Origin of the sequence: Sulfitobacter dubius (assembly GCF_900113435.1) — a bacterium.
Lineage (GTDB): Bacteria > Pseudomonadota > Alphaproteobacteria > Rhodobacterales > Rhodobacteraceae > Sulfitobacter > Sulfitobacter dubius.
The window spans coordinates 282,823-295,305 of sequence record NZ_FOPG01000003.1; the positions used below are offsets into that span (position 1 = coordinate 282,823).

General features: G+C 59.7%; 12 protein-coding genes and 5 pseudogenes. 9 read left to right on the forward strand and 8 right to left on the reverse strand.

Translation table 11 applies throughout. The features are described 5' to 3' along the window. Positions 1–324 precede the first annotated feature (324 nt). The 3 genes from BM229_RS13785 to kduD all read left to right on the forward strand — a co-directional run bounded on the left by BM229_RS13785 (position 325) and on the right by kduD (position 2,672). A complete protein-coding gene (locus BM229_RS13785) occupies positions 325–1,020 on the forward strand; it encodes a GntR family transcriptional regulator (RefSeq protein WP_093928222.1) in 696 nt (231 codons plus the stop codon). 72 nt (positions 1,021–1,092) lie between these two features. Beyond that, positions 1,093–1,920 carry a 5-dehydro-4-deoxy-D-glucuronate isomerase gene (kduI, locus tag BM229_RS13790; RefSeq protein WP_093928223.1) on the forward strand — a complete coding sequence of 276 codons (828 nt, stop codon included), beginning with the start codon at positions 1,093–1,095 and terminating at the stop codon, positions 1,918–1,920. Next, positions 1,917–2,672: a 2-dehydro-3-deoxy-D-gluconate 5-dehydrogenase KduD gene (kduD, locus tag BM229_RS13795; protein ID WP_093928224.1), complete on the forward strand. Its 756-nt coding sequence runs from the start codon at positions 1,917–1,919 to the stop codon at positions 2,670–2,672. Before kduI ends, kduD begins: the two co-directional genes overlap by 4 nt. Positions 2,673–2,734: 62 nt before the next feature. Here kduD and BM229_RS13800 read toward each other — a convergent pair whose 3' ends face one another. Next, positions 2,735–4,531, reverse strand: a complete 1,797-nt coding sequence (locus BM229_RS13800) for an IlvD/Edd family dehydratase (RefSeq protein ID WP_208604087.1) — start codon at positions 4,529–4,531, stop codon at positions 2,735–2,737. A 157-nt stretch (positions 4,532–4,688) separates the two neighbouring features. Between BM229_RS13800 and BM229_RS18390 the strand changes: the two genes are divergently transcribed. Beyond that, positions 4,689–4,886: a hypothetical protein gene (locus BM229_RS18390; RefSeq protein WP_244152191.1), complete on the forward strand. Its 198-nt coding sequence runs from the start codon at positions 4,689–4,691 to the stop codon at positions 4,884–4,886. Between the two features lie 8 nt (positions 4,887–4,894). On the opposite strand, the gene BM229_RS13810 is transcribed toward BM229_RS18390, so the two are convergent. Continuing rightward, positions 4,895–5,020: a DUF3253 domain-containing protein gene (locus BM229_RS13810; protein ID WP_139226290.1), complete on the reverse strand. Its 126-nt coding sequence runs from the start codon at positions 5,018–5,020 to the stop codon at positions 4,895–4,897. Positions 5,021–5,466: 446 nt separating this feature from the next. On the opposite strand from BM229_RS13810, the pseudogene BM229_RS18395 reads away from it, so the two are divergent. Together BM229_RS18395 and BM229_RS13820 are read left to right on the forward strand one after the other, a co-directional pair. Next, positions 5,467–5,652 (forward strand): annotated as a pseudogene (locus tag BM229_RS18395) (hypothetical protein); the annotation flags it as partial. A gap of 146 nt (positions 5,653–5,798) precedes the next feature. Further along, positions 5,799–6,218: pseudogene (locus BM229_RS13820) on the forward strand (metal ABC transporter permease); the annotation flags it as partial. A 59-nt stretch (positions 6,219–6,277) separates the two neighbouring features. On the opposite strand, the gene zigA reads toward BM229_RS13820, so the two are convergent. The 5 genes from zigA to BM229_RS13845 form a co-directional block, all read right to left on the reverse strand. After that, a complete protein-coding gene (gene zigA / locus BM229_RS13825; protein WP_093928230.1) occupies positions 6,278–7,498 on the reverse strand; it encodes a zinc metallochaperone GTPase ZigA in 1,221 nt (406 codons plus the stop codon). A gap of 150 nt (positions 7,499–7,648) precedes the next feature. Beyond that, positions 7,649–8,284: a DUF1826 domain-containing protein gene (locus tag BM229_RS13830; RefSeq protein WP_093928231.1), complete on the reverse strand. Its 636-nt coding sequence runs from the start codon at positions 8,282–8,284 to the stop codon at positions 7,649–7,651. Further along, positions 8,281–8,769 (reverse strand): phosphoribosyl-AMP cyclohydrolase, encoded by a 489-nt coding sequence (locus BM229_RS13835; protein WP_093928232.1) that lies wholly within the window; start codon positions 8,767–8,769, stop codon positions 8,281–8,283. The genes BM229_RS13830 and BM229_RS13835 overlap by 4 nt, the downstream gene beginning before the upstream one ends. Positions 8,770–8,792: 23 nt before the next feature. Then, a complete protein-coding gene (locus BM229_RS13840) occupies positions 8,793–9,323 on the reverse strand; it encodes a His/Gly/Thr/Pro-type tRNA ligase C-terminal domain-containing protein (RefSeq protein WP_244152192.1) in 531 nt (176 codons plus the stop codon). Positions 9,324–9,404: 81 nt separating this feature from the next. Then, a complete protein-coding gene (locus BM229_RS13845) occupies positions 9,405–10,565 on the reverse strand; it encodes a CobW family GTP-binding protein (RefSeq protein ID WP_093928234.1) in 1,161 nt (386 codons plus the stop codon). A 178-nt stretch (positions 10,566–10,743) separates the two neighbouring features. On the opposite strand from BM229_RS13845, the pseudogene BM229_RS18480 reads away from it, so the two are divergent. From BM229_RS18480 to BM229_RS18440, 3 pseudogenes are all read left to right on the forward strand, one after another. Then, positions 10,744–10,965: pseudogene (locus tag BM229_RS18480) on the forward strand (phosphoribosyl-AMP cyclohydrolase); the annotation flags it as partial. Positions 10,966–11,077: 112 nt separating this feature from the next. Further along, positions 11,078–11,491 (forward strand): annotated as a pseudogene (locus BM229_RS13855) (ZIP family metal transporter); the annotation flags it as partial. A 131-nt stretch (positions 11,492–11,622) separates the two neighbouring features. Next, positions 11,623–11,718: pseudogene (locus BM229_RS18440) on the forward strand (heavy-metal-associated domain-containing protein); the annotation flags it as partial. Between the two features lie 208 nt (positions 11,719–11,926). Here BM229_RS18440 and BM229_RS18260 read toward each other — a convergent pair. Next, positions 11,927–12,253, reverse strand: a complete 327-nt coding sequence (locus BM229_RS18260) for an SH3 domain-containing protein (RefSeq protein WP_167360249.1) — start codon at positions 12,251–12,253, stop codon at positions 11,927–11,929. Between the last annotated feature and the right edge of the window lie 230 nt (positions 12,254–12,483).

Genomic DNA, 12,483 nt, shown 5'->3' on the forward strand with positions numbered 1-12,483 from the left:
TTTCTTCTGACTGGCGTGGCACAATATGTTGACCGGTTTCTGCGAAGCACCCAAAGCAATGCGATTTATCGTATCGGCATATGCAGGTCGGCGCGGGAAAAGGCCTTCTGCTCAGCAATTTTCAATACGTCTTACCGCCGACTTTGGTCGAATCAACTTAAACTGAGTACTAGCATACTAGTTACTTATTGGGTAGGGTGTCCCTAGACTTCTGGATCTGGCGGCTTCAAAGAAGCAAAAGTTAGTGAGCCGCTTCTGTGGGGCCAGTATGCCCAATGCCACGAGACGGCGAAATTCACGGCCCCTTTAAGAGAAGGTAGCGACATGGCGAAGGTAACAAAATTGAGCGAGCGGCGCACCAGCGTCGATGAGGTGTTCGATTACCTGCATAGCGAAATTTCGACATTGGCACTCCTCCCCGGCGACAAGATTTCCGAGGCGGAGATCGCAACGAAATTCGGTATTTCGCGCCAACCCGTGCGCGATGCCTTTAGCCGGTTGGCGAATTTGGACCTGCTGTTGATCCGTCCGCAACGCGCGACAGAGGTAAAGCGGTTCTCCATGCGAGAGATCGAGAAATCCCGCTTTGTGCGCGCTTCTGTGGAATACGAAGTGCTGCGCCGCGCGGCTGCAATATGCGATGCCGATGGTGCGGCAAAGATCGACGCGGCCCTCAAGCTGCAAAAGCAGGCGATACAGGACCACGATGTCGATGGCTTCGGCAAGCTAGACTACGAGTTTCATGAAACCCTTTGCGGCATCGCAGATGCCGAATTCGCCTTCGACGTCATCATGCGGGAGAAGGCGAAAGTAGATCGCCTGTGTCGCCTTGGGTTGTCGAAGGAACAGCGCATGCCTGAGCTTTTGGTGGATCACAAAGCGATTGCAGAGGCGATCAAGGCGCATGATGCAGACCAGGCTGTCGCCGCAGGGGCGCTGCATTTGTCACGTCTCGATGAGACAATCCAGCGCATCACCGACACCAACGCCAGCTATTTCGAGGCATTTGAGGACCAATAGGGGCAAAGGAGTAACCCTACAAAACAAGGCCCATTAAAGCCTTCGATCATTCAGGCATCACGGGAGGAAACGATGCATAAGACCAACCTACGCCGCGCAATTGATCCGCGCCACGCCAAGACGATGAGCAGCGCAGAGCTGCGTGCGGAGTTCATGATCGAAGACCTGTTCAAGGACGACGAGGTCAATCTGACGTACACCCAATATGACCGCATGATTGTGGGGGGCGCCAAGCCGAAAAGCGGCCCGCTCGCGATTGATGCTGTCGACCAGACGGGCACGCCATCTTGGCTGGACCGCCGCGAGGCTGTGTTTGTCAATCTCGGCACCGGAGGCACTGTCGAGGCGGGCGGAGAGACATATTCCTTAGGCCGATGCGACATGCTGTACCTCGGCATGGGAACGGGCGTCGTAACGCTCAGCGGGGAAGACGCATATTTTTATATCATCTCTGCCCCCGCCCACCGCGCCATTTCTGCGCAACTGGTAACCATCGACGATGCACGGCAGGTTCCGCTCGGGTCGCGCGATACCTGCAACGAGCGTGTCATCTACCAGTTCGTCCATCCCGAAGGGATCGAAAGCTGCCAGATCGTGATGGGGATGACGAAACTCGCCCCCGGTTCGATCTGGAACACGATGCCCGCGCATGTGCATGAACGCCGCTCCGAAGCCTATATCTACATCGATCTGCCCGAAGATCAGAACGTCGTGCATTTAATGGGTGAGCCTGACGAGACCCGCCACATGATCGTGCGCAACGAACAGGCGGTTCTGTCCCCCCCGTGGTCGATACACAGTGGTGCTGGCACGGCTGCCTATTCCTTTATCTGGGCGATGGCAGGCGACAATATGGCCTTCACCGATATGGATATGGTCGCGATGGAAGACCTTAGATGAGCCGCTTTTCACTACAGGGAAGCCGTGCATTTGTGACCGGCGCGAACACAGGCATCGGACAGGCAATCGCGATTGATATGGCAGCCCAAGGCTGCCACGTCATCGCGGTGGGTCGGTCCAGCATGACGGATACGCTAAAGGCTGTTGCCGAAGCAGGTGGCAAGGCTGATGCAGTGCAGGCCGATCTGGGAACGGTCGCAGGCGCGGTCGCCGCGTTCGAACAGGCTGTGGCCGAGTTCGGGCCGATTGATACGCTGGTCAACAACGCAGGCATCATCCGCCGCGCGGATAGTCTGGAGTTCACGGAGGCCGATTGGGACGCCGTGATGGACATCAACCTCAAGGTTGTCTTCTTCCTCAGCCAAACCTTTGCCAAGGCGCGCGTGACGGCACAACAAGGCGGCAGTGTAATCAACGTTGCATCGCTGCTCTCGTTTCAGGGCGGCATTCGCGTGCCATCCTATACAGCATCGAAAAGCGCCGTGGCGGGGCTTACGAAAACCCTGTCCAACGAGTGGTCGGCACAGGGGATCACGGTGAATGCTGTCGCCCCGGGGTATGTCGTCAGCAACAACACAGCAGACCTGCGTGCTGACCCCGAGCGGAACAAAGCGATCCTCGACCGTATCCCACTGGGTCGCTGGGCCGAGCCTGAAGATATCGCGGGTGCGGTCACGTTCCTCGCCTCCCCCGCGGCGCGTTATGTCACGGGGATTACGCTGCCTGTCGATGGCGGCTGGTTGGGGCGATAGAGCGGGGCGCCAACTCACGCTCGAATGGCGCCGCCTTTCTTATAGGATGGACAAGCCGGTCATCAGTGACTGTCCCTCGGCCTGCTCTTACGGGCGACATCGCGATAGGAGGGCGCATCGCGCATTATCATCCCTTTGTCCAATCCAGTGGTCAGGTCGCGGAAGTACTGCTGCCACGGGGTCTGGCTGGCGGGCAATTGATATCCCCCGTCACTGACAAGTTGACGCGCCCGCTCGGCCAGCTCGTCCAGCGGCACCAGCATGTCCGCGGTGCCTTTTCCCAGATCAAATCGCACCCGGTCACCGGTTTTCAAAAGAGCCAAGCCGCCGCCCTCCGCCGCTTCGGGTGAGGCGTTAAGGATCGAAGGCGACCCGGACGTGCCAGACTGGCGCCCGTCGCCGACGCAGGGCAGGGCGGCGATCCCTTTTGTCAGCAAATAGGAAGGGGGGCGCATGTTGACCACTTCAGCCCCGCCCGGATAGCCCTTCGGCCCCGCACCTCGCATGAACAAGACGCAGTTCTCGTCGATATCCTCGGCAGGGTCATCGATGCGGTTGTGATAATCCTCGGTGCCGTCGAACACGATAGCGCGGCCTTCAAAAGCATCGGGGTCGTCCGCATTGGACAAATAGCGTTTGCGAAAATCGTCAGAGATCACGCTGGTCTTCATAAGCGCACTTTCGAACAGGTTGCCCGAGAGGTTCAAGAACCCCGCATTCGTCGATAGCGGGTTCTCCAATCTGCGGATCACGTCCTCGTTCGTCGCGGTGCGCCTTTCGCAATTGTCGCCCATCGACCGTCCATTCACAGTGATCGCCTGAGGGTGCGGCAGCAATCCACCGTCCAGCAGACGCGCCACCACGGAAGGCACGCCGCCGGCGCGGTGATAATCTTCGCCCAGATACTCTCCCGCCGGCTGGAGGTTCACCAACAGCGGCACCTTATGCCCCAAGTCTTGCCAGTCGTCATTGTCCAGCGGCACGCCAAGATGCGCAGCGATCGCATTCAGATGGATGGGCGCATTGGTAGAGCCGCCAATGGCCGAGTTGATGACAATTGCGTTTTCAAAAGCCTCCCGCGTCATGATGTCGGACGGGCGCAGGTCGTTCCAGACCATCTCGACGATACGCTTTCCAGTCTCATAACTGATCTGCCCGCGTTCGCGGTACGGCGCGGGAATGGCGGCGGAGCCGGGAAGCTGCATGCCCAAAGCCTCCGCTAGCGAGTTCATCGTGGTGGCCGTTCCCATCGTGTTGCAATATCCGACGGATGGCGCACTGGAGGCGGCAATCTCCATAAACTCCTCGCCATCGATCTCGCCCTTGGCCATCAACTCGCGCGCTTTCCAGATCACAGTGCCCGAGCCTGCGCGCTCCCCATTCCAATAGCCGTTCAACATGGGGCCAACAGACAGTGCGATCGCCGGAATATTGACCGTCCCAGCCGCCATCAACAGGGCCGGGGTGGTTTTGTCGCATCCGATGTTCAGAACCACGCCATCAATGGGATAGCCGTAAAGCGTCTCAACCAATGACAAATAGGCAAGATTGCGGTCCAGATTGGCCGTAGGGCGCTTGCCGGTCTCTTGAATAGGATGCACAGGCACCTCGATACAGGTCCCGCCCGCCGCGATAATTCCTTCCCTGACACGCTTGGTAAGCTCGATATGATGGCGGTTACAGGGGCTGAGATCGCTGCCCGTCTGTGCAATGGCGATGATCGGCCTGCCGCCCTGAAGCTCCTCGCGCGTGAGCCCGTAGTTCAGATAACGTTCAAGATACAGCGCCGACATTTCCGGATCACCTTCGCGCGCAAACCAATCTCGCGAGCGCAATTTATCCTTGGTCATCTTCGCCATCTTTTAACCTGCATCTGAAAATAGTTGGAATGCTAGTATGTCATTCAATTCCACAAAGGTAATCCCCCAAAAATTTTCGATTTTCAAGAACCGTCTTTCGCATTGTACCAATCTCACCCTCCCCGAAGCGGAACGGGCGGCGCTTGTAAAAGAACTCATGCAAGCACGCTTGGCTGTGAAGAATGCAAAGACAAATGAAGACGTGAAAACTGCTCAAGGAAAGGTGCATGAGGCCAAGGTGGCATTGGGCGAACGTGGGCCGGTCTGGTGGAACGACGGCGCCCCGGACGTGAACCGCCACCACCCAAAGAACAGACTACAGGCCGTTTGGTGGCGCGGCTTGGCGCAAGACTAATCCGGCTTCTAGGCGATGGCGATGCGGTATATCCCACTGAACGACTTAGGATCGACGCGCTTCTCGCCCTGCTTGATCGCAATTGTTCCCTCACCAACCAGCCGAACTGCTTGTTCACGGATGGGGACCATCATGTACTGGAGACTTCGTTGCAAAATTGCTTGGCAATTGAGGATCAACTCTATCCTGTGACTGCAATATGCTGACTCAAGTAGTCTCACGACAGCTGGTGGGGTCGGAGTCTGTCAACATAGTGATGGGCGGCATATAGATACTATCTGGTAGCGCCAAAAACACACCCATATTGAACGTTCACAGTCGAGGTTTTTTGGAGCAGGCTTGAGGTCTGATAAGCGGGACAATCCTGCCGTTCGATGCGCACCCTCCGTCCCTTAAGCAGACGCTCGTAAGCATTGCGGGGAACGGACCATCGCTGCATCCGCGAGAGCGACCCGCGCCTTCCGCGAAAGCAGACGTTCAGCCTGGCATCATGGCCAGCCCCTGTCTTATCGGCACGAAGGGCGGAAACCGGACATTCGCTGCAACCGAGATATTACCCCAAGCTTATGTGGAAGTAGCCGAGGCCTGCCGAGTAAACCCGGCAATCATGGCGGCAATTTCGCAAGGCTCGGTCGAGAACCACGACTTCTTTTCCGTCTCCGGGTCGACCTATGTCACTAACACGCCCAGACGGCTTTGCGGACGGGAAGCGGCGGGTTCCAAACGGCGAAGACAGAGGCGATGGGCGTGGCCGGGAGGGCGATAAGTCCACCTGCAGGTCTCCGCAGCGTTGGACGGGCGGAATGTCTGTGGCGACCGAAGGCGCGTCGGCCGACGCGGCGCGGGCGAGACCTCAGGCGGAAACGGTTCCGAGGATAAATTATAAGGACATAGTGAACTCCTGGTTATGTTGTAGCATCCGAGGACCTCGCGGTGATCTGGGCGGGCGCGGCGCGTGTGATGGGCCTAATCGCGTGGCGTTGGTCCGGTCTGCTTACCACGACGCTAAACCCGGACCTCGCCCGGGCCGAAGGGGTCGATCCCCGGCGCGAGCAGCTTGTCTTGACGCTGGCGCTGGCGATCACGGTGGCAGTGGCGATCAAGGTCGTGGGTGCGCTTCTGATCACCGCGATGCTCATCATCCCCGCTGCCACTGCACGCGCCTTCAGTCGCACGCCGGAGGTAATGGCTGGTCTTGCGATGGTCATCGCTGGTGGATCAGTCATTGGCGGGACAAAAGCGTCCTATTGGCTGGATACGCCCACCGGGCCCACAATCGTCTGCCTGGTGGCGATCCTCTTTGCGCTGTCGGCGCTGGCAAGGCGTATCTGAGTGACGCCTCGCCGTAGGGCCGGGATACGCTCCCGGCCCTGATTATTCCGCCGATGTCGTCAAGCAGCCTCAGGGGCGCGGCGCCAGCCGGGGAAGGGGTCGGGCAGGTTTTCCCATTGGTGGGGGACGAAGTTGCTCTCGTCGCCGACAAGGGCGGCATCGAAGGCGGCCGTAATCGCCGTCTTGTCCATGCCTGCGCCGATGAACACCAACTCCTGCCGGCGGTCGCCGTAAGGCTCTTGCCAGTGCTCCGCGAGATAGGCGCGGGCCTGCGGGTGATCGGGCCAGCGTTCGCGCGGCACCGTAGCCCACCAGTTGCCCATTGGCTTGACGTTGCTAAGCGCGCCAGCGAGCGAGAATTCCGCCAGCCAGTCTGGACGTGTCGCAATCCAGAAATGACCCTTCGCACGGATGACGCCCGGCAGATCACCGGTGAGGACATCATGGATTTTTTGTGGGTGGAACGGGCGCCGCGCGCGGTAGACGAAGGAGGACACGCCGTATTCCTCGGTTTCCGGCACGTGATCAGCAAAGCCATAAAGTTCTTTGGCCCACATCGGGTGCAGATGCGCCTTGTCGAAGTCGAACAGCCCTGTGCCCATGATGCGATCGGCCGGAACCTTGCTCTGGTCGGTTTCGATGATCTGCGCATCGGGATTCAGCGAGGTGATGATCTTGCGTGCGGCGTCGAGCTTCTCAGGCCCGGCGTCGGAGACCTTGTTGAGCACCACAACATCGGCAAATTCGATCTGGTCGACCAGCAGATCGACCAGCGTGCGGTCGTCCGCGTCGCCGAGGCTCTCGCCGCGGTCCCGCAGGAAGTCATGGCTGGAATAATCGTTCAGCAGGTTCACCGTATCGACCACGGTGACCATCGTATCAAGACGCGCGGCGTCCGATAGGCTCTTGCCGTTTTCGTCGCGGAAATCGAAGGTCGCGGCCACGGGCAGCGGCTCGGAGATGCCGGTGCTTTCGATCAGTAGGTAGTCGAAACGTCCCTCTTCGGCGAGGCGACGCACCTCAACCAGCAGGTCGTCGCGCAGGGTGCAGCAGATGCAGCCGTTGGTCATCTCTACGAGTTTTTCCTCGGTCTGGCTCAGGTCGGCACCGCCGTCGCGCACGAGATCGGCGTCGATGTTGACCTCGGACATGTCGTTGACGATCACCGCGACGCGGCGCCCTTCGCGATTGTTGAGAACGTCGTTGAGAAGCGTGGTCTTCCCGGCACCGAGAAAGCCGGACAGGACGGTGACAGGCAGGCGTTTATCGCTGGCTGGCATGGGAGTCTCCGTTGATCAAGTGATATGTTATAACATTACATTATATATGCGGAACGCTGACTGCAAGCCGGTTTGCAGCGTCCGCTGAGGATGGTGAGGGACGTGGCCTGAAGTCGCGGCATAGCCACCATCACAGACGGACCGCCGCGATCAGTGGATATAGATCGCGTCGTCATCCTGCTCGGGGTCGGTGACCGGGTCGAGCACCAGCAGCAGGCGCGTCTCGCCGGTCTCCGCAATTGGAGGTGAGCGGTGCAGCAGGCCCACCGGCGGGCTTTCCGGCCAGCGTGTTCCGCGCAGAAGGATCGGAGAGCCTGTCGGCACCGTGAGGATCTCGGCGGGCTCCTTGCCTCTCTCGGAAAGGCCGTATTGCGTGCCGGTCCCGCGGTAGGTGCAGACCAGCCGCGCGGTTACCGTGTCGATGTGGAACTTGCTGCAGGCATTGGTGTCGACAACGTCGAGACGCAGCTGCACATGGTCGCAGCGCATCAGATTGCCGAAGATTAACGCCAGAGCCGAGGCGTCTTCGATCAGCATGTTGCGCTCGGCGCCCTTCGGCATCTGATGAAAATCCGCGATCTCGATCAGCGCGTCGCAGACCGCCTCGGGCCGCAGAATGACGCGCGCGCGGGGCAGCTGGCTGGGCGGCAGGGCGTCGATCCAGGCCTGGAAACCCGGCAGCGGCGCGCGCTCCCAGACCGCCGCGGCGGTGCCGGGGTCACGGATAGATGACAGGCCTGCGGGGGTGGTGCAGCGTTGCAGTGGTGCGATGGTGTCGACGATCATGTTGCTGCCTCCGACGGTTGATAGGGAAAAGAGGAATGGTGCAGGACGATGCGCAGGGTGCCGGCCGCGTCCTTCTTGTAGCCGAAGCTCTTGTCGACCGTAGTGACGGAGCCGTCCTTGTTGGTGAGCGAGACCCAGCCCATCCACATCGCGACATCGCCTTGAATAAAGCTGGCCGAGGTGATGCTGTCGGAGGCGACCCAGCCCATGATCGCGAAGCCGTTGTCGAGCGGGTATTCCTCGGAATGGCCGCAGAAATAGGCAAGAGCTCCGGCCTTGGTCGTGCGGAAGGTCTGGGCACCGCTGGCCATGGTTGGTTTGAACAGAACCGGGCCGAGGTCAAAACCGTAGTAGCTGTCGATATTGGCCGAGGCGACCTTGCGCGCCGCCTCGATCCCGCTTTCCTCGAACGCATTGGAGATGGCGATCTTGCCCTCGCCCCAGGTCTTCAGCGCCTGATAGATTTCGTCTTGGGTGATTTGCATGGGGTGTCCTTCTGTCCTGTCTGTCAATCTGCGGTGCCGGGGCGCTGGCTTTCGGAGACCAGCGCCAGTACGGCTTCGTCGAGCGTAATGGTCTCGGTTTTGTCGCTGCCGTGGCGACGCATGGTCACGCTGCTGGCTTCCGCCTCGCGCGCTCCGAGCGCGATCTGCAGGGGGATTTTCTGCAGCGCATGTTCGCGGACCTTATAGCCGATCTTTTCGTTGCGCAGGTCGCTCTCCACCCGTAGGCCTGCGGCTTGCAACGCCGCCGTGACTTCTCGCGCCCAACCGTCTGCGGCCCCGGTGACCGTCGCAACGACCGCTTGCACCGGTGCCAGCCAAAGCGGCAGATGGCCGGCGTGGTGTTCGATCAGGATGCCGGTTAATCGCTCCAGAGAGCCAAAGAGCGCGCGGTGCAGCATGACCGGCGCTAAGCGGTCGCCCGAAGCGGCCACATAGGTCGTGCCGAAACGTTCGGGCAGGTTGAAATCCACCTGCAGCGTGCTTTTGGGATCAAGCGCGCGGGTCGCACCGTCAGGCAAGCGGATATGGATCATGGAGGGCCTTTCTTTCGGAGGGGCGCGGCCGCAGTCTACTCTGGCATTGGCCATCGACGCATGCAGCGCGGCCGCGGTGGATCAATCTTGAAGCTCGGTGCTGTCGGCCATCATGCCGCCCGGCGAGGTTTCGCTTGGCGTCCAATCCTCCGGGCGCATCAGAAGCGCCTCGAGGCTTTCTGCCAGCTCCGCCTCATCGACATTGCGCGCGATGACCACGACGCGGCTGGTGGTGTCCCTGCTGGCCCAGGACTTCATCGGCACCGGGGTATCAAAAATGTGCTGCACACCGTGAAACACAAAGGGATATGGCAGGCCCTCGACGTGCAGAATGCCCTTCATGCGCAGAATATCGGGGCCGCGGAGCATCATGAGCGTATCCAACCAGGTATCGAAGACCTCGGCGGGGATGGGGTGGGGCACCTTGATGGAGGCCGAGCAGATCCCGTGGTCGTGCCCCCGGTGCCGAGCCGGGGTAGATGGGTTGAAAGTCGCAGGTGCGGCAGGTTTGACAGCCATCCCCGAGAGGCCAGCAAGCGGATCGGGCTTGGTCGCCCTCTCGGTCTGCGTCGCTGCCAGCCCCAGCCAGTTGTCGACATCCGAAGAGGTCACATCCGCGCGCATCGCGGTCAGACCAAAGAGCGTGCCCACCGGCACCTTGCCGTGATCGGCACGGACATGGCGCGCCGTGGCGTTGAGCTTGCTCAACCGCTTCTCAAACCGGGAAAGATCAAATGGGTCGACAAGATCGGTCTTGGACAGGATCAGCAGGTCGGCGATGGTCACCTGATGCACCGCCTCGAACTGCCGGTCGAGCGTCTTCATCCCAGTCGCCGCATCCGCCAGTGTCACGACGCCATCGAGCCGGAAGGCCTCGGCGATGTTGTAGTCGGTCACCATGGTATGCACGATCGGCCCCGGATCGGCGATACCGCTGGTTTCGATCACGACGCGATCAAATTTGACGAGCCCTTCGTCGCGCTTGTCCATCAGGCTGTCGAAGGTTTCGACCAAATCGCCCAGAACAGCGCAGCACAGGCAGCCCGACTGCAGTAGGATGGTTTCCTCGGTCATCTCCTCGATCAGGTCGTGATCCAGACCGACATCGCCAAACTCGTTCATGATGACGGCGACCCGACCGGCTTCGGGATCGCGTATCAAGTGGTTCAGCAGTGTCGTCTTTCCCGAGCCCAGAAACCCCGTCAACAAGGTGACCGGAACGCGTGTATCCTCGAATGTCATCGGGTCCCCTTTCCGTCAAAAATCTGCTTTTCGCCACATCCTGTTATGATATAACATAGCTTCACGCAAGAGACCTGAAAGGACCAAGATGCTCGCATTGAATTTTGAAGCTCGCAGTTCCGTGGAGCAGATTGAGGAAAGCACTGATCTTGCGCCCAAGTTCGGCCCTGATGGCTTGATGCCCTGCATCACCACCGATGCCGCTACGGGAGTGGTCCTGATGCTGGGCTGGATGAACGCCGAGGCTTTCCGCCTGACCATCCAGACCGGAGAGGCACATTACTTCAGCCGGGCGCGGCAGGTCCTATGGCACAAGGGCGCGACCTCCGGACTGGTTCAGAAGCTGGTCGAAGCGCGGATCGACGACGATCAGGATGCGCTCTGGCTGCGCGTCGCCGTCAACGGCTCAGGCGCGTCCTGCCATGTAGGCTACCGCTCCTGCTTTTACCGGGCCGTCCCGCATGGGGCAGATGCCGGTGCGCCGCTTGCCTTTGTCGAGGGCGATAAGACATTCGATCACGATTCACAATTTTCCCGAGGGATTGGCAGTGGGCGTTGGATTTGGCGCACACGGTTTGGAGGGAGGTCTGCCACTGGCGCTTGGCATCGGCCTACAAAACGCGCCCGAAGGACTGGCCGTCGCAGTCGCGCTTTTGGGTGAAGGCTATGCGAAGGGCCGCGCATGGGGAATTGCCGCACTTACGGGACTGGTCGAGCCGGTCGGCGGGTTGCTTGGCGCGGGCGTTGTTGCACTGTCAGAGCCTTTGCTGCCTTGGGGCCTGGCATTTGCCGCCGGTGCCATGCTGTTCGTCATCAGCCACGAGATTATTCCGGAGACCCATCGTAATGGACATCAGAACAAAGCGACATTGGGCTTAGCGGTCGGGCTGGTCATCATGTTATTTTTGGATGTTTGGCTGGGATAAGGAAAACTTCAAAGCGCACTTGGAGCTACGGTAGCTGTAGGTCTTATGTGCTTGTTTGCCGGAAAACCAGAATGGGGGCGGAGATGGCAGGCAGCAGTAGGGCACAGCAAGAGTAGAGCGTCACAGGCACGGATTGCGCTGCCTGCGCCGCCAAGGTGCGCGGCGCAGTGGAGCGCTTGCCGGGGGTCGCGGATATTGAGGTGGCACTGATGTCCGAACTGCGGCTCACGCTGGATGAGGGCGAAACGTCGCAAAAGCGCTTTGGGAAGGTCGTGCGCGGTATCAGTTTTTGCATTTCTCCGAAGGGGGCGAAGGCAGAGAGGCCGAAGGATGGTATCACCATGCCGCAGGATGCGGTGATCGGTGGGACAATGACCGCACCTCGGCTCATCTCCATATCTGTCAGCGGAAGTTTCAACGACCTCGGACAGCAGGTTACCCGACCCATCTTCCCAACCAGTTGCCATGGACCCAGCCATTGCGGCGGGGATTGCCATAATACACGCCCCACCAATTGCCGTTTCGAACACATGGGCGAACACCGTCGCCGTTATGCAGTTCGTCGATCTTACGGTAATTTGTCCCCGGAACTGTGCGAACAGCCAGAAAGCCATCTCTGTTCGGATCAAGACCTTCCACACTGGCGCCGAGGCATCCCGCGGCCTGTTCATCTTCCTCAATTAGGAAGTCCATATCCAATTGTTGCGCTGAAAGTGGAGTGTAAGATAGTAAAACTATTATGGCGGCAGCATACTTCATCATCTCAATATCCTCCTATGGAGATTGGGAGTATACTACAGTTCCAACCCGTTCCCTACAACAACGCTGGCAGCCGGTGCTTGACGGGGGGAGGGCAGCCTGCCCTTTCCAATGGGGGGGGAGAGGGCGATAAGGGAGCGATAGTAATGAGAAAGGTCATATGGCTGGCCGTAGGTATCGTCGGGTTGGGCGGCGCAATGGCCTCCTGCTCCAATAGCGAACGCCTCCTTTGC

Excerpts from the sequence above, each read along its gene's own strand:
- BM229_RS13785 (WP_093928222.1), top strand. The coding sequence starts at position 325 with ATGGCGAAGGTAACAAAATTGAGCGAGCGGCGCACCAGCGTCGATGAG.
- kduI (WP_093928223.1), top strand. The coding sequence starts at position 1,093 with ATGCATAAGACCAACCTACGCCGCGCAATTGATCCGCGCCACGCCAAG.
- kduD (WP_093928224.1), top strand. The coding sequence starts at position 1,917 with ATGAGCCGCTTTTCACTACAGGGAAGCCGTGCATTTGTGACCGGCGCG.
- BM229_RS13800 (WP_208604087.1), bottom strand. The coding sequence starts at position 4,531 with ATGGCGAAGATGACCAAGGATAAATTGCGCTCGCGAGATTGGTTTGCG.
- BM229_RS18390 (WP_244152191.1), top strand. The coding sequence starts at position 4,689 with ATGCAAGCACGCTTGGCTGTGAAGAATGCAAAGACAAATGAAGACGTG.
- BM229_RS13810 (WP_139226290.1), bottom strand. The coding sequence starts at position 5,020 with ATGATGGTCCCCATCCGTGAACAAGCAGTTCGGCTGGTTGGTGAGGGA.
- zigA (WP_093928230.1), bottom strand. The coding sequence starts at position 7,498 with ATGCCAGCCAGCGATAAACGCCTGCCTGTCACCGTCCTGTCCGGCTTT.
- BM229_RS13830 (WP_093928231.1), bottom strand. The coding sequence starts at position 8,284 with ATGATCGTCGACACCATCGCACCACTGCAACGCTGCACCACCCCCGCA.
- BM229_RS13835 (WP_093928232.1), bottom strand. The coding sequence starts at position 8,769 with ATGCAAATCACCCAAGACGAAATCTATCAGGCGCTGAAGACCTGGGGC.
- BM229_RS13840 (WP_244152192.1), bottom strand. The coding sequence starts at position 9,323 with ATGATCCATATCCGCTTGCCTGACGGTGCGACCCGCGCGCTTGATCCC.
- BM229_RS13845 (WP_093928234.1), bottom strand. The coding sequence starts at position 10,565 with ATGACATTCGAGGATACACGCGTTCCGGTCACCTTGTTGACGGGGTTT.
- BM229_RS18260 (WP_167360249.1), bottom strand. The coding sequence starts at position 12,253 with ATGATGAAGTATGCTGCCGCCATAATAGTTTTACTATCTTACACTCCA.